General features: G+C 39.2%; 35 protein-coding genes. 12 read left to right on the top strand and 23 right to left on the bottom strand.

The genetic code is table 11. The features are described 5' to 3' along the window. Positions 1-61: 61 nt before the first annotated feature. From B9A18_RS19115 to B9A18_RS19125, 3 genes are all read right to left on the bottom strand, one after another. The gene (locus B9A18_RS19115; protein ID WP_084291153.1) at positions 62-463 is read right to left on the bottom strand and encodes a hypothetical protein; all 402 of its coding nucleotides are present in this window, start codon (positions 461-463) and stop codon (positions 62-64) included. Between the two features lie 533 nt (positions 464-996). Continuing rightward, complete coding sequence (locus B9A18_RS19120) at positions 997-1611, bottom strand: LuxR C-terminal-related transcriptional regulator (protein ID WP_084291154.1); 615 nt, start codon at positions 1609-1611, stop codon at positions 997-999. After that, positions 1598-3460 (bottom strand): 7TM diverse intracellular signaling domain-containing protein, encoded by a 1863-nt coding sequence (locus B9A18_RS19125; RefSeq protein ID WP_084291155.1) that lies wholly within the window; start codon positions 3458-3460, stop codon positions 1598-1600. Before B9A18_RS19125 ends, B9A18_RS19120 begins: the two co-directional genes overlap by 14 nt. 135 nt (positions 3461-3595) lie before the next feature. Between B9A18_RS19125 and B9A18_RS19130 the strand changes: the two genes are divergently transcribed. After that, positions 3596-4726, top strand: coding sequence for a DEAD/DEAH box helicase (locus B9A18_RS19130; protein WP_084291289.1), 1131 nt, complete (start codon positions 3596-3598; stop codon positions 4724-4726). Between the two features lie 89 nt (positions 4727-4815). Here B9A18_RS19130 and B9A18_RS19135 read toward each other — a convergent pair whose 3' ends face one another. Beyond that, complete coding sequence (locus B9A18_RS19135; RefSeq protein WP_084291156.1) at positions 4816-5118, bottom strand: hypothetical protein; 303 nt, start codon at positions 5116-5118, stop codon at positions 4816-4818. A 130-nt stretch (positions 5119-5248) separates the two neighbouring features. After that, on the bottom strand, positions 5249-6085 hold the full coding sequence (locus tag B9A18_RS19140; protein ID WP_084291157.1) for a helix-turn-helix domain-containing protein: 837 nt from the start codon (positions 6083-6085) through the stop codon (positions 5249-5251). Positions 6086-6192: 107 nt separating this feature from the next. Between B9A18_RS19140 and map the strand changes: the two genes are divergently transcribed. Beyond that, positions 6193-6954, top strand: a complete 762-nt coding sequence (gene map / locus B9A18_RS19145) for a type I methionyl aminopeptidase (RefSeq protein WP_084291158.1) — start codon at positions 6193-6195, stop codon at positions 6952-6954. 63 nt (positions 6955-7017) lie between these two features. After that, positions 7018-7839, top strand: coding sequence for a TapB family protein (locus B9A18_RS19150; RefSeq protein ID WP_084291159.1), 822 nt, complete (start codon positions 7018-7020; stop codon positions 7837-7839). Positions 7840-7862: 23 nt separating this feature from the next. Here the strand turns inward: B9A18_RS19150 and B9A18_RS19155 are convergent, their stop codons facing one another. The 3 genes from B9A18_RS19155 to B9A18_RS19165 are packed head-to-tail and all read right to left on the bottom strand — an operon-like array spanning position 7863 to position 10834. Beyond that, on the bottom strand, positions 7863-9041 hold the full coding sequence (locus B9A18_RS19155) for an amylo-alpha-1,6-glucosidase (protein ID WP_084291160.1): 1179 nt from the start codon (positions 9039-9041) through the stop codon (positions 7863-7865). A 10-nt stretch (positions 9042-9051) separates the two neighbouring features. Continuing rightward, on the bottom strand, positions 9052-10194 hold the full coding sequence (locus B9A18_RS19160; protein ID WP_084291161.1) for a glycosyltransferase family 4 protein: 1143 nt from the start codon (positions 10192-10194) through the stop codon (positions 9052-9054). Next, entirely contained in the window at positions 10172-10834 is a 663-nt protein-coding gene (locus tag B9A18_RS19165; RefSeq protein WP_084291162.1) for a PIG-L deacetylase family protein, read from the bottom strand. Before B9A18_RS19165 ends, B9A18_RS19160 begins: the two co-directional genes overlap by 23 nt. 167 nt (positions 10835-11001) lie before the next feature. Between B9A18_RS19165 and efp the strand changes: the two genes are divergently transcribed. Continuing rightward, the gene (gene efp, locus B9A18_RS19170) at positions 11002-11562 is read left to right on the top strand and encodes an elongation factor P (protein ID WP_084291163.1); all 561 of its coding nucleotides are present in this window, start codon (positions 11002-11004) and stop codon (positions 11560-11562) included. Positions 11563-11629: 67 nt separating this feature from the next. On the opposite strand, the gene B9A18_RS19175 is transcribed toward efp, so the two are convergent. The 5 genes from B9A18_RS19175 to B9A18_RS19195 all read right to left on the bottom strand — a co-directional run bounded on the left by B9A18_RS19175 (position 11630) and on the right by B9A18_RS19195 (position 14468). Next, a complete protein-coding gene (locus B9A18_RS19175; protein WP_084291164.1) occupies positions 11630-12013 on the bottom strand; it encodes a DUF3037 domain-containing protein in 384 nt (127 codons plus the stop codon). After that, positions 11991-12788, bottom strand: coding sequence for a HipA family kinase (locus B9A18_RS19180; RefSeq protein ID WP_084291290.1), 798 nt, complete (start codon positions 12786-12788; stop codon positions 11991-11993). Before B9A18_RS19180 ends, B9A18_RS19175 begins: the two co-directional genes overlap by 23 nt. A gap of 62 nt (positions 12789-12850) precedes the next feature. After that, the gene (locus B9A18_RS19185; RefSeq protein ID WP_084291165.1) at positions 12851-13054 is read right to left on the bottom strand and encodes a peroxiredoxin family protein; all 204 of its coding nucleotides are present in this window, start codon (positions 13052-13054) and stop codon (positions 12851-12853) included. Between the two features lie 15 nt (positions 13055-13069). After that, positions 13070-13702: a sterol desaturase family protein gene (locus B9A18_RS19190; RefSeq protein ID WP_084291166.1), complete on the bottom strand. Its 633-nt coding sequence runs from the start codon at positions 13700-13702 to the stop codon at positions 13070-13072. Between the two features lie 97 nt (positions 13703-13799). Then, positions 13800-14468, bottom strand: coding sequence for a VOC family protein (locus B9A18_RS19195; RefSeq protein ID WP_084291167.1), 669 nt, complete (start codon positions 14466-14468; stop codon positions 13800-13802). A gap of 107 nt (positions 14469-14575) precedes the next feature. On the opposite strand from B9A18_RS19195, the gene B9A18_RS19200 reads away from it, so the two are divergent. Further along, positions 14576-15334, top strand: a complete 759-nt coding sequence (locus tag B9A18_RS19200; RefSeq protein ID WP_084291168.1) for a PRC-barrel domain-containing protein — start codon at positions 14576-14578, stop codon at positions 15332-15334. A 165-nt stretch (positions 15335-15499) separates the two neighbouring features. Beyond that, positions 15500-17056 (top strand): alpha-L-fucosidase, encoded by a 1557-nt coding sequence (locus B9A18_RS19205; protein WP_235005382.1) that lies wholly within the window; start codon positions 15500-15502, stop codon positions 17054-17056. Between the two features lie 84 nt (positions 17057-17140). On the opposite strand, the gene B9A18_RS19210 is transcribed toward B9A18_RS19205, so the two are convergent. Both B9A18_RS19210 and B9A18_RS19215 read right to left on the bottom strand, forming a co-directional pair. Beyond that, the gene (locus B9A18_RS19210; RefSeq protein WP_084291169.1) at positions 17141-18493 is read right to left on the bottom strand and encodes an amidohydrolase; all 1353 of its coding nucleotides are present in this window, start codon (positions 18491-18493) and stop codon (positions 17141-17143) included. A gap of 144 nt (positions 18494-18637) precedes the next feature. Further along, the gene (locus B9A18_RS19215; protein ID WP_084291170.1) at positions 18638-19327 is read right to left on the bottom strand and encodes a Dph6-related ATP pyrophosphatase; all 690 of its coding nucleotides are present in this window, start codon (positions 19325-19327) and stop codon (positions 18638-18640) included. A gap of 105 nt (positions 19328-19432) precedes the next feature. On the opposite strand from B9A18_RS19215, the gene B9A18_RS19220 reads away from it, so the two are divergent. Both B9A18_RS19220 and yiaK read left to right on the top strand, forming a co-directional pair. Beyond that, on the top strand, positions 19433-19612 hold the full coding sequence (locus B9A18_RS19220; RefSeq protein ID WP_084291171.1) for a hypothetical protein: 180 nt from the start codon (positions 19433-19435) through the stop codon (positions 19610-19612). Between the two features lie 55 nt (positions 19613-19667). After that, positions 19668-20657, top strand: coding sequence for a 3-dehydro-L-gulonate 2-dehydrogenase (gene yiaK, locus B9A18_RS19225; RefSeq protein WP_084291172.1), 990 nt, complete (start codon positions 19668-19670; stop codon positions 20655-20657). Here the strand turns inward: yiaK and B9A18_RS19230 are convergent. Together B9A18_RS19230 and B9A18_RS19235 are read right to left on the bottom strand one after the other, a co-directional pair. Further along, positions 20650-21156 carry a MepB family protein gene (locus B9A18_RS19230; RefSeq protein WP_235005383.1) on the bottom strand — a complete coding sequence of 169 codons (507 nt, stop codon included), beginning with the start codon at positions 21154-21156 and terminating at the stop codon, positions 20650-20652. The genes yiaK and B9A18_RS19230 overlap by 8 nt on opposite strands. 3 nt (positions 21157-21159) lie before the next feature. Then, complete coding sequence (locus B9A18_RS19235; RefSeq protein ID WP_084291173.1) at positions 21160-21354, bottom strand: hypothetical protein; 195 nt, start codon at positions 21352-21354, stop codon at positions 21160-21162. Positions 21355-21572: 218 nt separating this feature from the next. Between B9A18_RS19235 and B9A18_RS19240 the strand changes: the two genes are divergently transcribed. Next, positions 21573-22241: an FAD-binding oxidoreductase gene (locus tag B9A18_RS19240; RefSeq protein ID WP_084291293.1), complete on the top strand. Its 669-nt coding sequence runs from the start codon at positions 21573-21575 to the stop codon at positions 22239-22241. 32 nt (positions 22242-22273) lie between these two features. Here the strand turns inward: B9A18_RS19240 and B9A18_RS25190 are convergent, their stop codons facing one another. After that, positions 22274-22447 (bottom strand): hypothetical protein, encoded by a 174-nt coding sequence (locus B9A18_RS25190; RefSeq protein ID WP_159452697.1) that lies wholly within the window; start codon positions 22445-22447, stop codon positions 22274-22276. A 179-nt stretch (positions 22448-22626) separates the two neighbouring features. Between B9A18_RS25190 and B9A18_RS19245 the strand changes: the two genes are divergently transcribed. After that, on the top strand, positions 22627-22881 hold the full coding sequence (locus B9A18_RS19245; RefSeq protein WP_084291174.1) for a hypothetical protein: 255 nt from the start codon (positions 22627-22629) through the stop codon (positions 22879-22881). Positions 22882-22929: 48 nt separating this feature from the next. On the opposite strand, the gene xth is transcribed toward B9A18_RS19245, so the two are convergent. Then, positions 22930-23712 carry an exodeoxyribonuclease III gene (gene xth, locus B9A18_RS19250; protein WP_084291175.1) on the bottom strand — a complete coding sequence of 261 codons (783 nt, stop codon included), beginning with the start codon at positions 23710-23712 and terminating at the stop codon, positions 22930-22932. A gap of 132 nt (positions 23713-23844) precedes the next feature. On the opposite strand from xth, the gene B9A18_RS19255 reads away from it, so the two are divergent. Further along, positions 23845-24180 (top strand): hypothetical protein, encoded by a 336-nt coding sequence (locus tag B9A18_RS19255; protein ID WP_084291176.1) that lies wholly within the window; start codon positions 23845-23847, stop codon positions 24178-24180. Here the strand turns inward: B9A18_RS19255 and B9A18_RS19260 are convergent. Further along, positions 24177-24914 carry an MBL fold metallo-hydrolase gene (locus tag B9A18_RS19260; RefSeq protein WP_084291177.1) on the bottom strand — a complete coding sequence of 246 codons (738 nt, stop codon included), beginning with the start codon at positions 24912-24914 and terminating at the stop codon, positions 24177-24179. The genes B9A18_RS19255 and B9A18_RS19260 overlap by 4 nt on opposite strands. A gap of 41 nt (positions 24915-24955) precedes the next feature. Further along, positions 24956-25363 (bottom strand): hypothetical protein, encoded by a 408-nt coding sequence (locus B9A18_RS19265; protein ID WP_084291178.1) that lies wholly within the window; start codon positions 25361-25363, stop codon positions 24956-24958. Positions 25364-25481: 118 nt separating this feature from the next. Here B9A18_RS19265 and B9A18_RS19270 point away from each other — a divergent pair, with 118 nt between their 5' ends. Next, the gene (locus tag B9A18_RS19270) at positions 25482-25856 is read left to right on the top strand and encodes a hypothetical protein (RefSeq protein WP_084291179.1); all 375 of its coding nucleotides are present in this window, start codon (positions 25482-25484) and stop codon (positions 25854-25856) included. 73 nt (positions 25857-25929) lie between these two features. Here the strand turns inward: B9A18_RS19270 and B9A18_RS25195 are convergent, their stop codons facing one another. Then, the gene (locus B9A18_RS25195) at positions 25930-26103 is read right to left on the bottom strand and encodes a hypothetical protein (RefSeq protein WP_159452698.1); all 174 of its coding nucleotides are present in this window, start codon (positions 26101-26103) and stop codon (positions 25930-25932) included. A 23-nt stretch (positions 26104-26126) separates the two neighbouring features. Further along, entirely contained in the window at positions 26127-26456 is a 330-nt protein-coding gene (locus B9A18_RS19275) for a four-helix bundle copper-binding protein (protein WP_084291180.1), read from the bottom strand. Positions 26457-26540 lie beyond the last annotated feature (84 nt).

Raw genomic sequence — 26540 nt, forward strand, 5'->3', positions numbered from 1 at the left:
GTATAGTTTTTTTAGGACGCGACACGCATATAACTAAAATACCTATACAAAATTTAGCTGCTTATTCCTGATTTCGCTTTACTTCGTCCTTGAGCTCACGGGCAGCTTTTATCGCTCCATCCTTCGATAGTGCCATCACATAAACGCAAATTTGTTCGCCTTCAAAAAAGTAATGTCCGTTGGTGGCAAGTTCGGTACGTTGCAAATCAATAACATAGTGAGCAGTAGCCTCATCGTTACGCATATTAAGCTGGACAAAAAAGCAATCTCTGGTGATATCGGTATAAAAACCTGGATTAAGCTGGCATTCTACAATTTGGGCATTCCCGAATGTTCTAAGCCTACTTATATAGGCTTTAGCAGTTTCGAAATCATCAAAGGCTACATGGATAGGGATATCTAAGTCACTAAACTCCTTGATAAAATAAATACTTTCGGTGGTTTTTGGCTGATTGTGTTTCATACTATTGATTTTTAAGATGAATAATATGAGTCTAGGGGAATTTAGAAGAAGGCCGGATGATCTGTTTTAACCACGGGTAGGGTTAAAACGAAGATGCACTATAGCGGGGCCTAAAGTAAATCCGCAACCCCAGGCTTCTCACGGCCATGAACACAGATTACAATAGCCCCATAACACTATAGTGCACCTTCAAAAGTACAATAATATTTGTTATGGGTTTTAATCTATTGTCTCGGTTCATTAATTGTGAGAATTTGGAGTTCGAGACTCTTTAATTAATACCTCATTTAAGAAGTAATTGATATGTTATTTATTTTCTTTAGTTCATAGGCCTGATATTTTGGTTTATGGATCTATATTTCCATGTAAATCAAAGCGTTTGCCCATTGGGTTTGCCTTGATCACATCCATACCCCAATATAACTATAAAACCTTACAGCAACAACAATTTTCTAAATAATTAACAATAAAATCAAAATAGTAAAATATTAGAGAGAAAACCAATGTTTTGGAATAGATTTAATCTTTTCTCACTATTTACCCGAAATCTTAGAAAGTAGATTAGCCACATTATTTGTCCCTAATTTCTCGCTGATATTTTTACGATGGGTTTTAATGGTTAGTTCACTCAAAAAAAGTAAACCTGCTATCTCTTTGCTGGTTTTGCCCTCCGCAATCAAAGAAATAATTTCTTTCTCACGCTTCGTCAACCTCAATTGTTGAGTAAAGGCATCTTCCTGCGTCTTTTTGGAAATGATGTTTGGATCCAAATAAATGATTCCTTTGCTCATCGCATCAAATGCTTCCTCCAAAATATGCTTTCCTGATATTTTCAACACGTAAGCATCACCTTTAAAAGTCATCAGGTCTAAACTAATATCTGCGGGCTGATACATGGACAAAATCATAATTTTCATCTCCGTATATCGCTGTTTTAACTCAGTTAAAAGCTCTAGCCCATTAAAAGGAGGAAGATTCACGTCCAGTAATAAGAAATCTATAGGTGTTTTGGCCAAAAATGCTAACATCTCCGGCACAGTAGCAGCAACGAAACTCAAATTCAGATCGGCTCTGTTAGCAATCATATTACTAATTCCTTCTGCAAATAACAGATGATCATCCGTTATCCCAATACTATACTTTTTCATGATTAGCCTGATTAAATTCAATAGAAATACTAAAACCCTTATTTTCGGCACTGTCGATATTAAAGCTGCCCTTTAATAATTCCACAAGATTCTCCAGGCTTTTTAAACCCAATCCATCACTTACCGTGTTATCTTTCAACCCAACACCATTGTCTTCAGCATATATAGAAATCAATCCTTGCTCTATGATGATTTGCAAGAATCCTGATGTTGCTTTTGAGTGTTTCAACAGGTTTTGCAAAATCTCTTGTATCATTCGATAAATCAGGATCTCATTTTGTATCGTCATCCCTTCTTTTTTGCCCAACCATTCAAACTGCAAATCAACCTGGTTATTTCTTAAAATTAGTTGTACCATCTCGGCAATACACTGATATAGTCCTTTGCCCTGTAAAATCAATGGTGAAAAACCATGACTCATCGTCCTAACCTCATGACCTAATTGAGTGATGGCTGACGCAATTTTTGCTCTGCCCTCCTCTGTTAATGGCATATTATCCGTTTCCAATCTCAAAAAACCAAGATTTGCACCCACTGTATCATGTAACAAGGACGACATCCTTTGCATTTCTTTTTGCTGATACTTAGCAGTCTCCTTAAAAATATTCTCTTGTTGAAGCTGATTTTCAACGTACAGTCGTTCGGAATCTTCCTTATAAGATTTAAAGCGCCAGGCCAACGCCAATGCCATTACCATACCTTCAAAAAGTAGCCCCCAGTAAACCGCTGTAGCAGTGAAGTTGTTCCTTGGAATGAGCTCCACTTGATGTAGCACGTAAATGCTCATAAACACTACAATTCCGAAAAAAGAAACCACAGCAAATAAGGAATATTTTAAACGATTATAAAAACAATAAACGGCTTCCAGGAGGATAACCAGCATTACTAATGGACTTACAAGTCTGTTTGCCTGCAGCCAGAAACCCTGGACTCTAAAATTACCGTATGCAGAAGTTACCACAGCAACAAAAAGGACGGTAACAAAAACAATTAAAAGCCAATAATTGAACCGATAAACCTTTGGCATTTTGACTTTTAAATCCATCAGCTCATTAAAAAAGTTGACCTGTGGAACAAAGCTAAGTGCAAATACTGTTGATCGAACGATATCATTTAAAAATGGATATTCCGGGTAAAAATATTTGAACAACTCCCCCATGCTTGTCCCCAGATATAAAATGATCATCAATAAGTAAAGGCTGTACCACAGATACAAATTAAGTCGCATACTGATGTACAAATAGAAATTGAACATAAGTGCAAAAAACAGAACGCCAATAAATAAACCTGTAACCATGCTTTCCGATTGGCTTTCTTTCAGGTATTGCGCTTCTGTATAAAAGTGTACCGGCAGATCAAGTTTGGTATACCTTTTATCTGTTGCAATTATAAAATCTGCATCTTTATATAGTGCTCCGCTTATGGGATAAACAAAAGTAGTAGTAGGTAAAGGCCTGGTCCAAAAGGGAAGATTATCACCCGTCCGATTAAATTTCCTGATGATCTTTCCATCTTTAACTATCCAACACTTCAAAAAATTGATATGTGGATTATGGATATCGATAAAACTGAAATTGTTATATTTTAATAAGCTGTTGATTGGAATTTTAAACCAAACACTGTAAGGAGTATGGCTATCTGGCGTTTTTGTAGTGGTAAAGTTCTGCCACTTATCCTCCTGCAGGTTGAGAAATGCGGCATCACTAAAATCGTTATTTGGAGTAAGCAGGTATTGTATTTTTGCGGTTTCATGATCAATTTGATGGCCATCACTGCTGATATTCAGTTGTGCCTGCACAGCTGAGCACATGAAAAGCAATAAAACATGAAGCAAGAGTTTCCGGAGCATTTCCTAAATTAAACATTCCTTTTTCAAATAAAAACGATCGAATTAAAAATACACCTTTATAGGTATACAGTTTGTTAAGGTGTTATCTGCTTAACAATGTATTTTACGTATTTTTACAAAAAAATATTGAGCAACATGCCTTTTACATCCTTAGGTTTATCTCCGGCTTTACTAAAAGCACTGGTAAATCAGAATTTCACAGTACCCACTCCTATTCAACTAACGGCTATACCGGCCATATTAAATAAAAAAGATGTTTTAGGTATCGCTAAAACAGGTTCAGGAAAAACAGCGAGCTATGTTTTACCGCTTCTAACGAATTTACAACAATCATTGGGGGTAAAAAATCGCCATGCAAATGTATTGGTTTTAGTGCCTACACGTGAACTGGCTCAACAGGTAAAAGATGTTTTTCAGTCTTTTAGTAAGGCGCTTCCTGAATCAATTAAAACATTGGCCGTGTATGGTGGTGTTTCCATTAACCCGCAAATGATGGCACTGCAGGGCGTAAATGTACTTGTTGCTACACCTGGTAGATTATTGGAATTGGTTGATTCAAATGCGGTGCATCTATCCAGTATCGAGACATTGGTTCTTGATGAAGCAGATAAGATGCTGAATTTAGGTTTTAAAGAAGAAGTGAATAAAATCATTGCGCTTTTACCTGAAAAACGCCAGAACATATTGTTCTCTGCTACATTGAGTAGTGACCTTCAAAATATTAATCAGGTACTGCTTCATGAACCAGTGGTTATCAAGATAGAAGCTGAAGAGGAATCGCTAGACCTTATCAATCAGGTGGCATATATCGTTTCGGATGAAAAGAAAGGACCATTTTTGCGCTACCTGATCAAGCATCATGAAATGAAACAAGTATTGGTATTTGCTTCATCAGTTCACCTGGCCGAGGCCATCGTTAACAAGCTTCGCAAAAATAATATTGATGCAAGACCTATGCATAGCAAAAAAAGCCAGGGTAACAGAAGCGATACTTTAGCTCTTTTTAAAACAGGCAAGATTAAAGTATTAGTGGCTACAGATTTAATGGCAAGAGGAATCGATATCAACTTCCTACCTTTTGTGATTAATTATGATTTACCACGATCCCCTAAAGATTATGTTCACCGCATTGGTAGAACCGGCCGTGCAGACAGCCCAGGAGATGCTATTTCGCTTGTTAGTCAGAATGAACTACATCATTTTGAAGTAATTCAAAAAAAAATGGGTAAAAAAGTGAACTTAATTGATAGTGAAAACATGCTGTAATTTTAAAAGCTGAAACAACCATTATCATAAAAAGCCTCACATTTTATTGCGAGGCTTTTTGCATTTAAAACGAATACTTAAATGTGCGCTTAGATTTTTGACTCATACTCCTGGGTTGCATTATACATATTATGAAGCGGCAACATAACCGGATCAGTTTTAGAAATGCCATTTTTGGCAAGTATTGGCATCAATATTTTGCCAAATTCATTAAAATGATCCTCAGATTCCCAAACATCTACTACCAACCAGCTATTGGGAGTTGGTGCAGCAGCATGATGGAGCAATCCTTTTGGATGAGGATAACCGGCCGCGATCAGATCTTTCCAGACCTGGTCATATTGTTCGCCTGACACACCAGGCATGTCGAAATAAACCATTATTTTTTCCATAAAATTAGGATTTAAAATTCCAATAGAAAATTCGTTTTGGACTTAACAATTTCTCAATTAGAACGTGTACCCAATACAAACAAATGCTGTAGTTTTAAGTTTCCAGTAAATTTGAGATTTCATAAATTACTTAGCAAAATGACTGTCGGAATTTCAAGTATTCCAAAGGAGCTTTTCCTGTATAAGCTTTAAAGTCTTTCAAGAAGTGGTTATAATCATAATATCCATTTGATATAGCAACAAACATCAAATCAGTACCTTTGCTATCTACTAGTTCAATATAGGTATGGAGAAAGCGTTGAAGTAGAATATACTCTTTTGGCAATAGTCCAATATTTTTCGCAAAATTCCTTTCCAGCCATTTATAATTCACGCCAATATCTCTTGTAACATTTTGCACCGTACTTTGTCCTTTCGTATTACGGATATAGTTTAATGATTGATGGAGGACATCAGGCGTTTTAATCCCTGAGAAAGAATTTTGAATATGTGATTCTGCAAATCCGACTTTATCATTGATAGAACTGCAGTTGAAGAAATCGGTTAATTTGAAACCACAAGTTTCGGCGATCTCCGCAAATGGAATGATTGGCTTATATCTAAAATGCTGTGTATCCAAACCAAACAGTTGATAAAACGCTCCCGGGTGGAACCGGATTACAAATACCTGATCGGCATGAACATTATATTTTACATATACATTTCGTATCGCACCAGCACTTGCCCATGCCGATTTTACATCGAATGTGTTACTTTCTGTAGTTATCGTTATACTATCATCTATGCCTGGCAAAAAGACAAGCACAGGAAAGCCATCATTGAAGATAAGATGTGAATCCTCTGTTTGATCGGAAGAGAAAACATAAAATCCTTCAACAATAGATTCAACCTCTTGAGATGGGGCAATTCTGTAGCCATTATTGTTGAACTTCCCTAACTGTATTTGCTTCAGATATTGTATCGGCATGGTACAAATGTATGAAAAACAGGAGTTTCAATCGAATAATCCTATGTCTAATATTTACTATGAGGGTAATTGCAGAGCATATACCTTTGCCTTGATATATAGATCCTATGATAGTAAAAACAGAAGAAGAATTGCAAGGGATGAAAAGAGTGAGTGATGCTGTGGCTACCACCTTGCAAATGATGAGAGCGTATACCCGTGTAGGACTGTCTACCAAAGATATTGATAAATACGGGCAGCAAATACTGGAGGAAATGGGTGCAAAATCAGCGCCGTTTGAAACCTATGGTTTCCCCGGTTATAGCTGCATTAGTGTAAACAATGAGATTGCGCACGGCGTTCCGTCAGACCAGGTAATTCTTAAAAATGGAGATATCATAAATATTGATGTCTCCGCCGAGTTAAATGGCTTCTGGTCGGATAATGGATGCTCATTTATAGTTGGGGAAGATATTCAAGAGCTACAGCATTTGGTGGATACTTCAAGAGAAATATTACTTAGCGCTATCGGCCAAATTAAAGGAGGCGTAAGGATCTGTGATATTGGAAAACTAATAGAAACCAAAGCCAAAAAAGCCGGTTATACGGTTATCCGGAATTTAAGTGGCCATGGTGTAGGACGTAGTTTACATGAAGAACCAGACGCCCTGACGAATTATTATGATCCCTACGACAAATTAAGAAGGTTTAAAAAAAACTCGACTGTTGCCATAGAAACATTTATTGCTACCAAATCTACAATTGCTGATGAAGCTTCCGATGGTTGGGCTTTTGTTGGCAATAAAGGCGGATTTGTAGCCCAACATGAGCATACTATCCTGGTAACTTCTGACAAGCCTGTCATTTTAACAGAAATGAATGGGATATAACCACCAAAATCCTTAAAACTTATACTCAGCTAGATTGTTGTCACCTCATTAAACTAAAGTATCATGAACGACAGTCAGAATATTAGCACAGAAGCAAAGGTCAAGTTTTTCTTTGCAGGCTTATTAATGCTTTCTTTTATTTCATGCAACAATTCAGGAACTCAAACTTCGACTAATGCAGATGTTAAGGAAGCTGTTTCAGAGGCTAAGCGGGTACATGAAAGTTCCGACGATGAATGTGGCAATAGTTTACTATTTAAAAAAGGTGTAAAAATGCATTCAGCAACTTACAATGCCGAGGGAAAGCAAACGAATAAGCAAATTGCTACGGTAACCAAAGTTTATGAAGAAGGTGCCTTTAAGGTTGCTGAAATCGAAATTCAAAGTATGGATACACTAGCAGACGACAATAAACTTCGTACGTTGGTTTACAAATGTGACGGAAAAAGCCTCTTTATGGACATATCAGGCTTACTGCCAAAAGATAATAAAGCTAAAGTTGAAGGAGGTGGCTTATCCTTCCCTAGCCGCCTATCCACCGGTCAAAGCTTACCTGATACAGAATATAGTATGAACATGGAACAGGGAGGCAAGAAGATGAAAATAGTAAGTCATGTAACAGATCGAAAAGTAGAAAGCCAGGAAGACATCACCATTGGTACTAAAACCTATGCGGCTTACAAAATATCATCTGTTATAAAGGCCGATATAGAAATAGCGGGTATGACAGAGCAGATGAAAAAATCGATGGAGGCCATGAAAGAAAAAATGCCAAAGAACAAGATGTTGCTATGGTATGCGCCCTCAGCAACCGTACTGAAAATGGAATTCTATCTTGGAGATAAGCTAGTTACCAGAAATGAGGTTACTTCTATCGAAAGGTAATTCCTAATGATTGCGCTTGCTTACTAATAGCTCCTCATTTCCTGAAAGAAGGGAGTACTTCTTTCGTATACGCATTTTTCGGCATATATATACATTGCGGCGCTCCAGCTTTGCCAATCCTGCCCGGCAGGCACACCATCTTCTGCCCTTATCCACTCATTAAAGCCAAAATCAAGGTTTTTAGTTTTATCCGCCGACTTAGCAACCAGTTCACTTAGGGCTACTAATTTCTGTTCGGCGAGCTTGTATTCTTTTGCTGCAACTAATGCAGCAATGTAAAAGCCACAGATAAATGGCCAGATTCCCCCATTATGATACTGGCCCGGTAAATTAAAGTCAACATATCTTGGTTTCCAATCCGGATCGTAAGGCTGAATAAATGGAAAAAAATTAGGAGGAAGATCTAATCCCAGTAGACCACTTTTTTTCATATGCTCGCACTCATTTTCAATCCACGCAATCATTTTTTGTGCCCTTGAAAGTGAGGCTATTCCAGATAAGATGGCCAGACTGTTCCCCAGCAAATCAAACCTTTCACTGCTAAAAACTTTATAAGACCACAGCGCGTAATATGGCTTGTGTTTCACCACCAGTCCTTCATGTACATGCGCATGCTGCACCTTGCCTGTAATGGTAAACAAGCTCATCTCACTTCGAATCTGACTGGCCTCAGCATCCAGGCCAAAAACCTTTAGATAGCTATAGGTTAAAGTATTAACAAACAAGCCATACCCAAGTACCCATTGCTCATCCCTCCAATCGCTGGTAGGTTGCTGAGCGATCAGACCATGATCTGAAGGTCTTTGATAATTCATCCAGGTCATTGCCTTTAAAATAGGCTTCAGCAGAAAGCTCGAATCGCCTGTTATTTTATTATAAATACCTGCGGCCAATAAAAACAATGGTGTAGTATCACTTGCACCGCGGTCTTCCTTATCATGTACCAATGAAGGGATGTGTCCATTTGGACTCTGGTTTTCAGCAAGGGTTTTCAGTACCACCCGCATACTTTCTAATAGCCGATCATCATCTAGTACACCTATGCCAAGAAGTGTTATCAATAGATCTCTTGTATATGGCTCAGGATACCCCCATCCTGCTGTACGGGGAAGATCATTAAAAGGCCCAACCCTATTATGTAACAGAACTTTAATTGCAGCCCTTCTTGTGGCTTGGATCATTTCTTTATCTGAATCGTTCATAACCTTACACTTAAATTATTTCCAACCTTTCCTTTAGGATCTCTAAAAGGCGTTTAGCGACTTTGCGGTAGTCAAAATGCGATGCTACATGAATTCTTGCGGCCTTTCCTAAACTCAATCGCAATTCTTTATCCATCATCAACCGCTTTAAATGAGCAGCAATATCTGTTACATCAGCCCGATAATCTACTGTCCTTGGTGTATCAAACAGAATTTTAATCAAATTCCCGGATTCGGTTCCATCCGGAATATTCACCTCATTTACGATAACTTTTGTGGCCACTTTTGCCAGCAATGCGGTTTTGTTGTGTACCAATGTATCCAGCATCCCCATCGCTTCAATACCTACCACAGGTTTTTCGCATGCCCCAGCCTCAACCTGAGTCATTCCAAATCCTTCCAACCGCGATGGTGCCGCATAAATATCGCAGGCAGCGATAAGATAGGGCATCAAATTTCTGGAAGTGATGTTGGTTACAAAACTCACCTTGTCGGCAATACCAAGGTCAACAGCTAGTTGCCGGTCTGTCAAACTCTGCACCTGGGTTCGGGGCTGTGGCCAAACCTTACAAACGTATTTCCAATCAGGTACCTCTCCATCGATTTGCGCCAAGGCCTGCATCACCTCCCTGGATCCTTTAGAAGCTCCATCCCCCCCCACAGTCAAAATCATCAATTGATCAGGGGATAAACCCAGACTTTCCCTAACGCCTCTTATTTTAGGATCGCGATAACCTACTGGAACAAAAGTTTCAGTATCGCAGCCCACAGGTAATACTTCGATGAGATCAGCGTTAATACCATCCCGAACATACATTTCCTTTACCCAATTTGAGGTAACGAGGATTAGTGGTAGCTTATTAAGTAGATCCTGATGCTTTGCAATGTAACCATCAGCCACCAGCCAGGGCACAGCCATAATTCCATGCTTATTAGGATGAAGTACCAGATCGGAAAGATGACCCCAATAACCTACCCCAATTACTAGGTCGGGCCTAAACCAGCGGTAATACCATTCCTTTTCAAAGTCGGATGTAGAATTTACAGGATAAACATCAACGCCCAGCTCTGTCAAACCTCGATACAGCAGATCACCTTGAGTAGCCAAACCACCAGGTGAAGGCGGATAATCATATAATACTAGTACTCTCATCTAACCTCCCTTCCAGCACGGTTAACAATTCTAATGCTTCTTCTGGCTTAACAAATTTCCTGAATGCCTCAAATTTAGGTGTGGTCATCGCCTCCCAGCTGTCTAAATCAAAACCGTAGATTTTTGTAATGATATCATATTTATGTTGCCAGGTAGCCTTACTCAATTTCGTACAGGAGACTCCGGTAGTTATTGCCCTGGGAAAATACATTCTGTTGCCATCTTCATAAGCGAATAGCCAAAGCTCTTTAGCCTGTATTTTTCCTGAATGCCAGAGTTTAATCACAGCCTTGCTTGCTTCTTCGTGCCGGCGGTGACGCGTATATTCGCCATCCGGACTATGCGTAATCAGGATATCAAAATGCTTATGCGGCAGTAGCTTTATAGTTTTTTGCTGTACTAGTTTCTCCGGCAGAGGCTTTTGTTCTGGTCCATCATCCAGATCTTCCATTTTTCCTTTTGCGCCGAAATGATCAAGAACTTTACCGAATTTCTCAGCACGCTCGGCATCTTTTTTACGACACAAACAGCCTATAAAGACATTCCACCCGGGATGATCTATCAAGGTTCCACCCGTCCAAAGGGTCTCATCGTCTGGATGAGCCACGACTATAGCAACATTTTTTACCACAGTATTCATTGTTAATATATAAAGCACAGTAAGGATTGACAATAAAACGAAAAGGGAGATCTTGGGCTATAGAAATTTTATTGGAATGATTTTATAACAATTGAACTTCGAATAGGTTCAGTTTTTTAAAAAAAAAGCCCATATCTTTAGGCACAAATTTTACAATTAAATCTTTTATGGCAAAAGCATCTGAAATTAAAGTAGGAAATATTTTACGTTTTAACGGCGAACTAGTAACAGTTACAGAGATCTTACACCGCACACCAGGTAAAGGTGGCGCTTTCTACTTAGGTAAATTTCGTAATATCAAAACCGGGAAAATTGTTGAGGCCCGTTTAGGAACTGACGAGCAGGTTGAAATTTGCCGTGTTGAGACTAGTGACTATCAATATTTATATGAGGAAGGTGATTATTTCGTAGTAATGGATAACGTTACTTTTGATCAGTTCAACATTCCTAAGGCATTATTCGGTCCATCAGCAAAATTCCTGAAAGAAGGTATGAATGTGATCGTATCTATAGAAAGTGAAGAGCCTATTATGGCTACTGCACCAAACTTTGTGGAACTGGAAGTTACCTATGCTGAACCAGCTGTTAAAGGTGATACTTCTTCAGGTGCATTGAAAAATGTAACTACTGAAAATGGCGTAGAACTAAAAGTGCCTTTGTTTGTGAACCAAGGCGATAAGATAAAAGTAGATACACGTACAGGTGAATATGTTGAACGTGTAAAATAGGTTATAATAAATATTAAAAAGGGGTTTGTAGTAATACAAGCCCCTTTTTAGTTGAAGTACCTTTTAATTAAAGTACCATTTCGGTATATAATTTAAACAAGGTCTCTTTCGCATCGCTACTTAAGCCTGCATGAGCCCTCGATGTTTGTATAACAGTACTGCGGGTAGCGGTTAACCACCTGAACCTGGATGGTGCATCTAATTGTCCGATAGGCCCCGAATGCTTCCCTCCTGCACAAATACGTTTAAAGGCATTTAGGTTTTCTTCCAATACTGAAGGATCAAGCTCCTTACAAAAAACAGCTAATTTCTCCTGATCAAGTTTGATTAAAACATCCAGGAACTTTTGTTTAGCGCAATACACCACAACGCCAACATTCATAAATTCTTCTCGCTCTACCCTAGGCACAACGCGAATAACAGCATACTCAAATAAGTCCTTCTCTTGCATCTTCTGCTGCTTTTACAAAAATTTCTGAATGTGCCAATCTCGTTTCCAGGAAATAGACATAAGCTTGTCTATGTTCAGCTGGACTTCCAAATGAATATTCATCCATTAACCATTCATCAGGTATTAATGCGGCGATTGAGGCGATATGGGCCGGAGTAAGTAAGGTCTTAAATTCCTGATCTACCTGCTCAAGCTCAGTTGCAAAGGGCAACAAAACATGATCCTTAATCAACGCAAAAGGTCTCACTGCCTGTGCTTCCCAGTTTTGCCAGGAATGGTGGAAATATAAGGATGCCCCGTGATCAATAAGCCATAGTTCATTATGCCAGATCAGCATATTTGTGTTTCTGGCGGTACGATCCATGTTGGTAAGCAAACAATCAAGCCATACAATTTGCGAAGCCAGTTTTGAGTCGACCTTCGTAACCAGTGGGTCAAACGTAATGGCCCCAGAAAGGTAATGTAAGGCCAGATTAAGCCCTTCACTTGCTCTTAGCAGGTCTTGTATTTCTTCATCTGGTTCTATTCGGCCAAAGGCTTCATCCAAACTGGCAAATACAATTTCCGGAACGCGTAAGCCTAATACCCGCGCTATTTCAGCTCCGAATATTTCGGCAATCAGTGCCTTGGCACCCTGCCCCGCTCCACGAAATTTAAGTACATATAAAAATCCATCATCAGCCTCTGCAATCGCGGGCATAGAGCCCCCTTCACGTAAGGGAGTTACATACCTGATTACATTAACTGATCGCAATGCTAATTCACTATTATCCATGTTGGGCATTTAATCGTTAAAGAATCAGGTATAAAGATATAGAAACAATCAAATAGTTGGCATTACTTTAAGATTGAAGCAAGTTTTGCTGCTAATTCCGTACCCCTCAAATTTTTCGCTACAATAACACCATTAGGGTCTATCAGGAAATTTTGAGGCACAGCTCTAACATTATAAAGTTCGCCTACTACATTTTTCCAGCCTTTCAAATCACTTACATGAAGCCATGGAAGTTTATCATCGGCAAATTGCTTTTTCCCAGGCATCCTGCTTGCTATCGACTACTTGTTTTTTATAGAGGTACCAAACATTTTATCCCAAAACATCGAACTCACACCAAAAGCCCTATCAGGATATTTATAGTGGTGCGAAAGATGGTTTCGCCATAGTACTTTAAAATATTTTGGTGGTGCATAAGCGTGTATGGCAAAATGAATAGAAACGTAAATGAGATATCCCGTTATGAAACCAGAGAAAAAAACGAATGCATACCCTATTGAGCCGAATAGTAAAAATGAAATCCCGCAAAACAATAAAAGCATCATACAAGCCATCAGCATACTCGGAACCGGAGGCATAAACAGCCTGGACCTGTCGTTGGGGAACTCATGATGGTTTTCATGGAAGATATACACCAACCACTTACCTAATCTGCTTTTAGCCGGAAAATGAAAGAGAAAGCGATGGACAAGATATTCAAACAAAGTCCAGCTAAGCATTGCAATAAGAAAAATCAGCGAAATTAACCCTGCAGAGTAGTGAAATGTGGCTTCTGCATAAAGCACCAGAAAAATAATTAATGGGACATAGATCATATAAATAACCCAGGGACGCGTCTTGGTTAGCATTTCCAAATAGCTATTTTTAAAAATCCGAGCCTGCCCTTTACTGTCAACAACTTTCTTCAAATACATACCCCCTCCTTTCTAGTAAATCGAACATGAATCAGAACGTCATAAAAATAGATCCATAATGCAGTACCATAACAAAAACTAATGCAAGTAGTTTTTGTTATTTCTGGTTCAGAAGCAGATTAAACTTTTCTTGTTCAGTGCTAACCATTATTTTGAGTGGAAATTTCCGGGCAGGAATAGTTGTTGGAAACCAATCGCGTCCCGTTTCAGAAAGAATAAGCAAGCCATGATCATCACCCAATGCAGCGAATCTTGGCTGTGGTGCCTGTTTTGTAAACAATTGTATATCATGGGACGCAGTCAATGTACGAATACACTGATAAACATCATCTGTAACCAACCCAATCTCACTGATACAAGTAATCGACTGTCCGGTAAATGGAAATTCAGATTGGTCATCCAAATCATAACGCACAATAAATTCAAGTATGTTTCCATTGTTGTCCTGAAAATAGATAGCATTAGCGTTCCAACTAGAAAAATCTGCTACATAGCTATCCTTTTCTTTATCGACGGTAAGTAAATATACCCTGCCGTTCAACCACTCTATCGCTTCCTTCAGTTGATTATTGGGAATATTAAAAGCAAAATGATAAATGGGACGCTCCAAATGTTCATCCGATCTAAAAGTAAGCACTGAATCACCCGCTACAAAGCTGATCATCTCCTTATTCTTTTCCAGAAGCCTGAAGTTCAAGACTTCGGTGTAGAATAATTCAGTCTGACGAATATCAGTAGTGCAGATTTCAATTGCTTCAATATTCATAAAATGGGGTTATTCTTTTTATAAACTCATTGGGCCGTCGATTGTTTATTAAAGAGTTAAACTATGATCATCCAATGGTTTTTTACAACAATTAAATATAAGAAATTATGCAACGTAATGTAAAAAGCTTAATAGGCTTCACTATGGGTGCTACCGATGGTGAAATTGGGAAAGTTGTCGAGTTTTATTTTGACGATGAAACATGGACAATAAGGTATCTGATTGTAAAAACTGGCAGCTGGTTGACTGGCCGTAAGGTACTGATCGCTCCTTCTGCATTAAAAGAACCGGATTGGGAAAATAAAAGCTTTCCGGTAAACCTCACCAAGGAGCAAGTAAAACATAGTCCGGATATAGATACTGAAATGCCTGTATCCCGTCAACATGAACTCGCTTTATATGAACATTATTCCTGGCCCTATAGCGCTCGTATTGGAACCGGTTTTTATGGCGCGATGGGAATGTTGGGAATGGTTGAATCAAGGATTCCGTTTGAGGAAAGCATTGCAGCCCGAAACTTTGGAGATGGTGCAGGTGATCCGCACCTTCGAAGCACAAGCGAAGTAAAAGGCAGCGAACTTCACACCATTGATGGTGAAATAGGAGAAATTGAGGATTTAATTATCGATGATACCAATTGGAGTATCCACTTTCTTGTGGTTGATACAGGGAAATGGTTACCCGGGAAAAAAGTTCTGATCGCGCCTAAATGGGTTAAAGAAGCTAAGTGGGACTCTTATAAATTTTATACCGACATCCCAACCGACGCTATAAAAGAGAGCCCAGAATATGATCTTTCAGAACCTTTGCCACCTAATTTCGAGCCTGATTTATATCGTTATTACGGGAAATCTATTGGTAAATAAACCTGGAGTCAAATCAACGAGTACTCCCATACAAAACTGATTGAATCGAATTGCCAAAATCGCTGAATATTTTGGCAATTCGATTGTATTTGCAATTGAATTTCATCCTTTCTTTGAGTTGAAGCCAGTACCGGTTATTTTATCGATTTTTTTAATCCAGCAATAATGAAGAATAATGTTTCAATAGCCAACACATATAGACGCATGATGTGTATTTTGGGCTGTAGTATGATGACTGTTTTGCCCCAGATGGGAAAGGCGCAAATTTTTACAGATAAGAATTTTGTTAAAATAAGCCCGACAGATACTGAGGCTGATATTGTTAGAAAAGCAGCAAATGTTACCCCCTCACCAAGACAGCTAAGGTGGCAGCAGCTTGAACTGACAGCTTTTATTCATTTCGGCATCAATACTTTTACGAATAAAGAATGGGGTGGTGGCTCGGAAAACCCTAAAATTTTTAATCCCAAAGAGCTGGACGCCCGTCAATGGGTAAAAGTTTGTAAAGACGCAGGATTTAAATTGGTCATCCTTACTGCGAAACACCATGATGGATTTTGTTTATGGCCAAGTAAATACACGGAACATTCCGTTAAAAACAGCCCATGGAAAGAAGGGAAAGGAGATATTGTTAAAGAAACTGCTGCAGCTTGTAAAGAGTTTGGTATAGGTTTCGGAATTTATCTTTCCCCCTGGGACCGCAACTCCCCTTATTTCGGCAGTATGCAATACAATGATTATTTCATCAATCAGTTGACAGAGCTCCTTAGTAATTACGGACAAATTGATGAAGTCTGGTTTGATGGTGCAAATGGTGAAGGGCCGACAGGCAAGAAACAGGTATATGAATATCAACGTTGGTATGACCTGATTCGCAAGTTACAGCCTAAAGCAACCATTGCAGTATCCGGACCAGATGTGAGATGGGTTGGAACAGAAACCGGATATGGCAGGGAAACAGAATGGAGTGTTGTGCCTGGAGATCAGATTATTCCTGAAGCGATAGCAGCCAACTCTCAAAAGGATGTTGAATTCGCACCCCGTGATATGGTGTCTAACGACCTCGGAAGCAGAGAGAAAATTTCTAAAGCTAAAAGCCTGGTTTGGTATCCCGCAGAGATAGATGTATCCATCCGTCCGGGCTGGTTTTATCATCCTAAGGAAGATGATAAGGTAAAAAGTCCTGAAAAACTGACTGATATTTATTATAGTTCGGTTGGAAGAAATGGTGTTTTATTGTTGAATATTCCCCCTGATACGCGCGGACTGATCAGCGAAAGTGATATAAAATCCTTAAAAGGATTTAGAAACCAACTGGACCAAACATTTGCCAGTAACCTATTGAAAGGTGCCATGCTTAAAGGAAGCAATGAAAAGAAAACAAATGTATTATATGATCAAAAAACCAATAGCTGGTGGAAAACAAAGGCAGATCAAACTGAAATAGTATTGGAATTCAAGATGAACAGAGCACAGACTTTTGACTTGCTGCTGTTACAGGAGAACCTGGAAGTCGGACAACGTGTAGAGCAATTTGTAATGGAATATAAGGATGGTGAAGAATGGAAAAAGGCCACCGAAGGCACTACTATCGGCTTTAAACGTCTCCTTCGCTTTCCTTCAGTTACCGCAAATGAAGTCAGATTGAGAATTATTTCTTCAAGACTCAATCCTGCAATTGCTGAAATCGGCTTGTATCAACGTGCTGCTGGTACAAACTAATCTATAATAACAAGCTACCATCTAAAATTTATCAGATGGTAGCTTGTTATCATGCAAAGCAAGTTATCAGTTCCCTGTATGGGACTAAAAAACGATTTTTCCCTGATGGATTAATGACTTTACTGCTGAAACCCTTGAAACCGCCTCTGCAGAACAACTTGCGTCTACCAGCACTACATCTGCCTTGTTTCCTGCTTTTGGCCAAACCTGGTTTCCTTTATCATCCAGCGGAAGGATATTATGGGTAGCTAGTTTTAAAATTCTTGAAAGGTCAAACTCTGTACGATATCCATACAGCTGAGCTGCAAGGTTCGCTTTTTGAAGAATGCTGCCACTTCCGAAAGTATTCCACCAATCAATAATGGAGTCGTTACCCGTCATCACATCTACCCCATATTTATAGAGCGTTGGTATGGGCATGATGGTACGTCCAAATGGAATGGTTGAGATAATTCCAACCTTTGCGTGTCCCAATTTCTCTGCTATTTCATCTGTATTCTTTTTATCAAGATAAGCTAATGCAAAACTATGACTGATAAAGGTTTTACCCTTTAATACAGGATTTTCTATCACTTTGTCAATAAGATAATTTATGGTCTTCATCCCTGATTCGCCTGACTCATGAAGATGAATATCAATCCCTTTGTTGTTATCTATTGCAAGCTGGATGATTAAATCCATATGCCTTTCTATAGCACCATCTATCGTATAAGGGTCCAGTCCGCCAATAAAATCAATATTCATTTTGGCAGCTTCTTTCATTAACTGTTCCGTTTTTGTATAGTAAATACCATGTTGCGGAAATGCCACCAGCTCTGCCTGAAAAGTATCTTTTTTGTTTTCGAGCGCTTTCTCCAAATTTCTTAAAGATTCTAATCCGGAAGTTGGATCGATATTAACGTGTGATCTGGCGTAATTTGTACCATGGCTTTGCATCAACTCAATCAGCTTTTCAGTGCGAGGAATCGATGTTTTAAGTAAACCAGGGATAATTTTCTGCTCATAGGCGATCATGTCCCTTACTGACCTAAGTTTACTTTGATTTGCTTTCCATGGCAAGCCATAAAAGGTTTTATCCAGATGGATATGCATATCCTTAAATGCAGGTAGCATCAATAATCCTTTCGCATCGATGGCATCTGCCTTTGGCTTATTTGGCAGAATGGCCTTTATCTTCCCGTCTTTAATTTCAACTGTAAACAGTTCCGTTTTTGTATGGCTAACTTCAGCATCTTCATATTCGAAGCCAGTTTCCAATCTTACATTTTTTAAGGTGAAGCTTTTAGCTGTATTTGTAGAATTGAACCGTTGCGTGCTACCTGAATGCGCTGATTCAGCCGCGATGGTATGGGTTGCAGTAAATACACTTGCCCCTGTTGCAAGCAGAATAGATGAGTTTTTAATAAAATCTTTGCGCGAAATTGATTCTAATGACATAAAACACTTTTTATACAAAGTTAATGGCCATGATCTAAACCCAATAGTAATATTTATGCTATAAGTTGTATCATTTATAACAGTTCTCTGAATTCACAATCTGGAATGCATTGATCCCAAGTTTCGGTATATTGGCTTTCGTTTTCACCCAATCAGGTCGATATACCAGTATCCCTGGACTGCCCCACCCTCCGGTGAGGGATATGTTTTAAATACTTTCTCTCCTAAGGTGAAACCAATAGGCTTTTTAAATATGGGCCCATCAAAAACAAAAGTATGAAACTCTCCATTTTCACCGCAGGGATCTATTCCAGCAGGGAGATCTTCAATAAAACGATCATCTATTATTCTACCGCAGAAATCTTCAAGTCCCTGCTGAGCACAGACTACAATTGTTTTATAGCCCAGGGAAATAAACTCCTTTAAAACCTCGGTAGTATTTCTTTTCCAAAGCGGGAATTCAGCCTTCAAACCAACTTCAGAAAGCTTGGCTTCCCTGTAAACCTTCAAATCTTCTAAAAACAAATCCCCAAATATAGAATGGGTTATGCCTTGAGCTTTAAGCAACATCAAATGCCTGTTCATCTGCTCCTCATAGATTGCCATATCCGGTGATTCAGGTAAACGAACCTGATACAAGGGAATATCCAGGCTGCTTGCTTGTTCTATTAAAAGGCTTTCCCTTACCCCATGCATGCTTACCCGGTTATAGGCCTCGTTAACGGTAGTCAGTAAGTAACGGACGTCGAAATTTGGATCCCTCATGATATGGTGAAGTGCCAGTGTACTGTCCTTACCCCCGCTCCAATTGAAAATACTAATGTTTTTGCTCATTTCTAAAAACCAAGAATATTGCCGTAAAGATAGGAGAAGTTATGATTAAGAAACAGTTGAACCATTTAAGTTTTTAACTGTTTCTTATTAAAGAAGTTGAATATCATGTTGGATAGAAACAAGCGAAAAATGGGGATTGCACTCTTGCTGTTTGCAGCGGCAGCTATGCTATTCAGATTGGCTTATGCCACTGTTTCAAGTTCAATAAGCATTTGGCTGATGGTTGGCGCAGTACTTTTGTTATTGGCCTCGTTAACCGTATTTGGACTATACTTTAGAGAATGAGATCAAAAAGGTCTGAGATTAACTATCTTCGAATTATTTAGAAGAGAACAACTGTATGCGTATACCATTTGAAGAACTTAAAGATGAATTTAAAAGAATACTTTTAAAGTTATCATTTCCCGATTCAACTGCTGAAACTTGTGCTACAATATTCGCTATTAACAGCCGTGATGGAGTCTATTCACATGGGCTGAACCGGTTTCCTGTTTTTGTACGATATGTACAGCAAGGCTTGGTTCAACCAAAAGCTTTACCCGAATTACTGGAAAAAAATGGTGCAATTGAGCGTTGGAATGGGAATTTTGCGCCTGGGATGTCCAATGCTACGCACGGTATGAACCGCGCTATTGAGCTATCTAAAGAAAATGGAATAGGATGTGCAGTCATTAAAAATACCAACCATTGGATGCGTGGAGGAACTTATGGCTGGCAAGCTGCAGACGAGGGTTGTATTGGAATTTGTTTCACCAATGCAACAGCCAATATGCCGGCATGGGGTGGTCAGGCTCCCGTGTTGGGCAACAACCCCATGGTGATTGCTATACCTCGTGAAGGTGGTCATATTGTACTAGATATGGCTATGTCGCAATTTTCTTATGGTAAAATGCAGGAATATGAATTAAAAAATGAATCACTGCCATTTCCTGGTGGTTACGATGAAAATGGAAATCTGAGTACCAACCCTAGCCTTATTCGAAAATCAAAGCGGGCATTGCCAATTGGTTACTGGAAAGGCTCAGGCCTTGCACTAATGCTCGATTTGTTAGTTGTAGCACTTAGTGGCGGTAATTCTACCGGTAAAATATCAGCCAATGCAGACGAAACCGGTGTATCACAGTGTTTCATCTGCATTCGTCAGCCCCATATGCATGAGGAATTGATAAATCAGGTTATTGCATACACCAAATCAGCATCAGCGGTTAAACCCGGCGAATACGTTTCATATCCCGGAGAACGCACTTTACGAACCCGTCTGGAGAATGAAAAAATGGGCATACCAGTCAACGAGGTAATCTGGATGCAGGTAAAAACCATGTTTACGTAATTAGCCTCTTTGCCAGATCAAAGTCGAAAGAGTCATCGTTTTTAATCGTCAAAAAGTATTTTATCTGCCAGCTTTGCGTTTTTATTGCTTGTTTATTGGTGGCATTGTCCCAAGGAGGATAAACCCTAATACCACGTTTTCCTTCTTTTCCGTTTCGGGTAATTATTCCTTTGTCCGCCAATACTGATTTTGGAAAAATAAATTGCCCAAAATTGTCACCACTTCTTGCTGTGATAATTATAAAATCCAGGTCGTCTGAAATATCAAAAGGTTCAGTTATACCGTTCTTGTTTCTTTTCCAGATAGTTACGAATTGCCCTGTTTTTGTCGGCGTGATTTTAGAAATCCGGTGTTGAACTGTTTTTCCGTTAAGTATAAATTTGCAAGCACCATATTCTACACTTTCCGAATTCAGTATAGGATTTGTAAAGTCGAAATCACATTTGTCATAAACCAATTCCTTCGCAACTTTCAAATCGCTATGAAATGAATTCATCATAGCCTATAATAGAATTAAGAATTTATCCTTTTCGAATTTTAGTACTTGTTTTTGCTTCAAACGATTAATGACAAAATGAAAATGCTCGTCATGCTCTGTCACTTCTAATACTTCTCCAAGATTGGCGATGATATCACCTTTAGCAATATCGGAAATCTGTTTTGTTTTAAGTTCAGGTAGATAATTTGATTTCAACATATACTCTTTACTATTTGATTGCGAATAATTCCTTAAATGTAGCTAATCTGATTTAAATTATTAAAAATTTCTAGATTTAGAAAAATCACTGGCACATTTCATCAACGCGAAGCGGATTCGGCTTAATCATAAAAAAACTATAAGAGGTCAATTTTGTTACCTAATTATAAAAATTGCTGATATGGATCAAGAATCCAGGTGATCATAAATCAAGTAAAATGAGTAATCATATTGTTAAAGTCCTTGAAGCATATTTTATTACCCATGATGTAAAACGTTTTGTAGTTGAAAAACCTACAGGATATAGTTTTATTTCAGGTCAGGCCACTAAAGTTTCTATTAACCTTCCGGGATGGAAGAACCAACTACGACCTTTTTCCTTTACCAATTTAAATGATCAGAATTATCTTGAATTTATGATCAAGATATACGAAGACCACGAGGGAGTAACCAATATGCTTGGACGTTCCAATACGGGGGATGAATTAATTCTTCATGATGTTTTTGGGGTTATTCAATACAAGGGACCAGGTGTTTTTATTGCCGGAGGCGCAGGTATTACTCCATTTATATCGATACTCCGGGACTTATACAAGCATAGACGGCTAAGAGGCAACAAACTAATTTATTCTAATAAAACTTCAACCGATGTAATTATGGAAGAGGAGTTGCAGAAGATGCTAAGCCATGATTTTATAAAATTGTTTACCAGAGAGAATATTGTCGGTTATATAGGACGAAGGATTGACCGGAACTACCTTATTGAGAATATAACCGACTTCGGACAACATTTTTATGTATGCGGGCCCAGTGAATTTGTAAAAAACATCACTAAACATTTATTCGATTTAGGTGCCACTGCAGATACGGTTATATTTGAAAAATAGCGCCTAAGGATTACTGGCGCCCTCCCACGCTATCAATTTTTCTTTTGTTGGCCCGGTGCAAAAGGCTTGGCTGATTTTGAGCCGGTCCCTTTCTTAGCTTGTCCAGGAGGTACCTTACCACTATTTCCTGCTGTCCTTACCGAGTAACATGAGCTTGTAATCATTAATACTGCAATCGCGGCTATCAGATATATTTTTTTCATCATAGTATTTAGCAAGCTAATGACGTGCCAAACATGCGAAACAACACCTTATTCCCTGAAACAGCAACAAATAAAAACAAAAACAGGGGAATTGTTATTATTAAATAACCGATAACCAGCTGGAAAACAGATAAATGAAAGCCATCGCAAATCATCACATTTAAAAAACAAATTATATACCGATGAAAAAAAGTGAAACACCAAAACCCGGTTCTTCGAAATACAACGTTGAAAAAACAGAGGACTTAACTACTCCTAAATATCATAGCAGTACAGATCGCAGAAGCAGCTATGAGTTGCCGGCAACTGAAAATCTGAATGATCAACCCGAAAATAATCCTGATGAGATAATAAATGAAAACGATGTCCCAAAACCAAATTTAGGCAACAAAAGGAGAGACAATGAAAAACAACGTGAAAAGATCATTACACCCTGATCCAATAAATATTAGCACAAAACATCTTCTTTAAACAGCAATAGCGTTTTAATTTCTTTCAACTTTAAGTGTAATCCAAACCGGTGCATGGTCACTTGAATGTTCCCAGCCGCGAACATGTTTATCTACACCGCCCAAAAGCAGGCTTTCATTCAGCGCTGAATTCAACAGGAAATGATCCAGACGTAAGCCGGCATCCCTGCTGTAGGCGTTTCGCATGTAATCCCAGAAGGTATAAATCCGCTCATCAGGATGTAACCTGCGTATGGCGTCCGTCCACCCCTGTTTGATCAATGCCTCGAAAAGTTTCCTGGCTTCAGGACGGAACAACGCATTATCGATATATTTCTCAGGCTTATAGGTATCCAGATCCGTAGGCATAATATTATAGTCTCCGACTAGCGCAACAGGCATATTAAAACCCTGGAGCTTGCTCGCATGTGCAGTTAACCTTTTTATCCATTTCAGCTTATACTCGAATTTGGGCCCTGGGAATGGATTGCCATTGGGCAGGTACAAGCAACCAATGACCACCCCATTTATAAACGCCTCGATATACCGGCTATGCAGATCCTCAGCATCCCCTGAAAGTCCTCTACGCGTTTCCTCGATTTCGCCATATTTAGAAAGTATAGCTACCCCGTTCCAGCTTTTTTGCCCATGCCAAATGGAATGATATCCTGCATCCAATAGCGCAATTTGCGGAAACCTGTTATCGGGTGATTTCAACTCCTGAAGACATACCACATCCGGCGATGTTTCTTTCAGCCAGCGCAAAAGATTATCCAAACGGCCATTGATACCGTTAATGTTATAAGATGCAATTTTCATAAGCTAATCCAGATTCAGACCCATCATTTTATAAGAAAAACAGGTATGCGTCAGTATTGTTTATAGATTTTGGATTCAAAGAACTTTTTTAAGACTTAACTGTTTTTGATGCGTACCTAAAGAAATACGGCTATGAAAACCAAAGAAAATATGACTGCGGAGCGCAGTCCGGAAATTAAAGGCGATACATTCACAACAGGGAATTACCATCAGCAACAAGTCGATGGTGAAGACCAAACCGTGCTTGTTGATCCAGCAATTACTTCAGAAACTGATGAACTGGATCCCGCATTCACCGATCAAGTTCCACCCAGAGACCCAGAAGATGACGACGACGATCAGGACGATGAAGATGACGAAGAGTTCCCCGTAGAAGAAGACCTGGAAGGCGATGACTTTGACCTGAATCATGACGCTGATGACGACCTCAGTCTCAATATAGACGACGATGATGATGACCTGATTTAAATTTCCAGGTTCATTCCGTCAGTCAGATACCCTAGTTTTAGTTGACCCAGTCTTTCCAGCATCTCCTGATCAAAATGTGTTAATAGTATGCGTTTACAAGAAAATTCTGGCAATCGCTTTTCCAGTTCCAGGTAATTCATGTGTCCTTTTACCTGCGTGCTGAAAAAATTACATTCACAGATAAACACATCAGCCTCGTCACTTAATGGGAGCAGCGCTTCTGTCCAGGAAGTATCTCCCGAATAAGCAATCACCTTACCCAAAATTTCAACCCGCAGCCCATGGGGCAAAGCCTTTTCAGAATGGATCACCGGAAAAGCCCTTACACTAAAATGTTCCGTATTTAACATTTTGTCGGCAGTGTATTCCAGGAAGTTCACATTCAGTTTCTCGAGTATCGGTGTACCCGGATAAAGCAAGTCCAGCAAGGCAGCTATTCGCTCCTTCCCGCCGGGCGGACTGATGATCTGTATTTTTTCCGTTCTACCGTGGATTGCAGCATCCAGCAGCAAAAATGGTACTCCACCATAATGATCTCCATGAAAATGACTGATCACGATTGCATCGATATCATTTATGCTGATTCCATGATGCTTTAATGCCGGAAGACTAGTCGCACCGCAGTCCATCAAAAACCGGCTGCCGCCTGTATTTACATAAAAGCATGTATTCAGTCTTCCCCCACTACCAAAGGCATCACCGCAGCCAATTACTTTCAATTGCAACAAACTCATTTCCGTAAAATTTAAATGGCCTTCCAATGGTATTAAATAAACTACCGGTCGATATCTGCATCGCTGCCTCTGAGGTCATCGTCGGGTATAAGGCCGCAATCATTTTCACCGCCTTTGTCCTGATCAGCATCACTTCCCTGTATTTGATCGCCTGGAACAATACCAGACCCCCGCTTACTTTGGCCGATATCTTCCTCCCGGAGCCACATTGTGTTTTGCTCTATTTGCTCGCCTACCTGATCCAACAACTCGCGGGCGATCATGCCTTCGGCGCACCACACCATACCTGATTCTTTCTGTTCAGACCATACGCTTCCCAGGGAAGTAAGGTCATCAAAAAGTTGATATCTGGCTTCTTCCTGGTCAGGTACGACCAGAATTTTTTCTATCTGCCCCTCGATGAGCACCTGAATCTCAAAGGGTTCCCAGGGTTCTGCAATTTTTGACATGGTTCCTGTTTAAATGATTAGTAAACAAATGGCGCACGTGGAAGTTTTATAAATAAAACCATAAAACAAATTGCGGCACGGCCTTTGTAACTATCATGTTACATCAAATCATACAATTATGAAAAATGCAATTAAAGTTTTGAGTTTATTTTTAATCATAACAATGGTTATGATCGCTTGTAAAAAAGACAAAGATCCAGCTACAACTGATTTCTTTGTAGGTACATATAAAGGTTCTGTTTCTTATAATAAAGATGGAACCACTATTACAAGTTCAGATGGAAAAATTACCGTTTCCAAAGTAGGAGAAACATACAACTTCTTTTTTGGTAATAACATCCCTGATGTTACAGGGGTTAAGTTTGAGAAATCTGGTGATAATACTTATATAAGTATTGGAAGTGGGGTAACAGGTATTACCATTAATGCTAGTACATTAAAAATGTTAGTCTCTAAAGATGGCGCCACCTGGACCGCCGATTGTACAAGGTAAAATCCATCCGTTTAAAATCATAAAAATGGGTTGCATTCGCAACCCATTTTTTTATACAATATAGCACTCAGAATCAAGAATTCTCACTTCTCATACGTTTACGTTGCTCCTCTTCCGCCTGTTTTACTTCGTCTTTTTCCGAAAGCGGCTCATCAGTCTTAAGTTCTTTCTTATTAGGAGGGGGTACACTACCCGCTTTAGCTAGTGCTTTATCAGTATCATGGCCAGGTTTTTCTTGCTTTTTCATAAATCATTTGTTTAATTGGCGCATTAAGCAGCCATTTTTCTACACTCCTCTGCACAATGCAGGCAAGCCTCTGCACATTCCTCACAATGCTCAGTATTGTGTTTACCACATTCAGTTCCGCATGCATCGCAGATTTTCGCACAAATCCTGCATAGCTCTTTGGCTTCAGAACTTCCCAAACTCATAAGTTGAGCAGCAGCATAACACATCGAGGCACATTGCATATCCAGTTCAATACAACTTGCCATCATTTTGACATCTTCTTCTTTAGTGCAGGAACTTGCACAGTGGTTACAAATTGCTGCGCATTGCAGACATGCATCAATGCATGATTTCCATTCGTGGTATCCCATATTTTTTTGTGTTTAGTAATTTAAAAACAAAGGTTATTCCTTAATTGATTTGAATTCTTGATAAAATGACATATCTGTCCAGCT

This window comes from Pedobacter nyackensis (genome assembly GCF_900176505.1).
GTDB classification, from domain to species: domain Bacteria; phylum Bacteroidota; class Bacteroidia; order Sphingobacteriales; family Sphingobacteriaceae; genus Pedobacter; species Pedobacter nyackensis.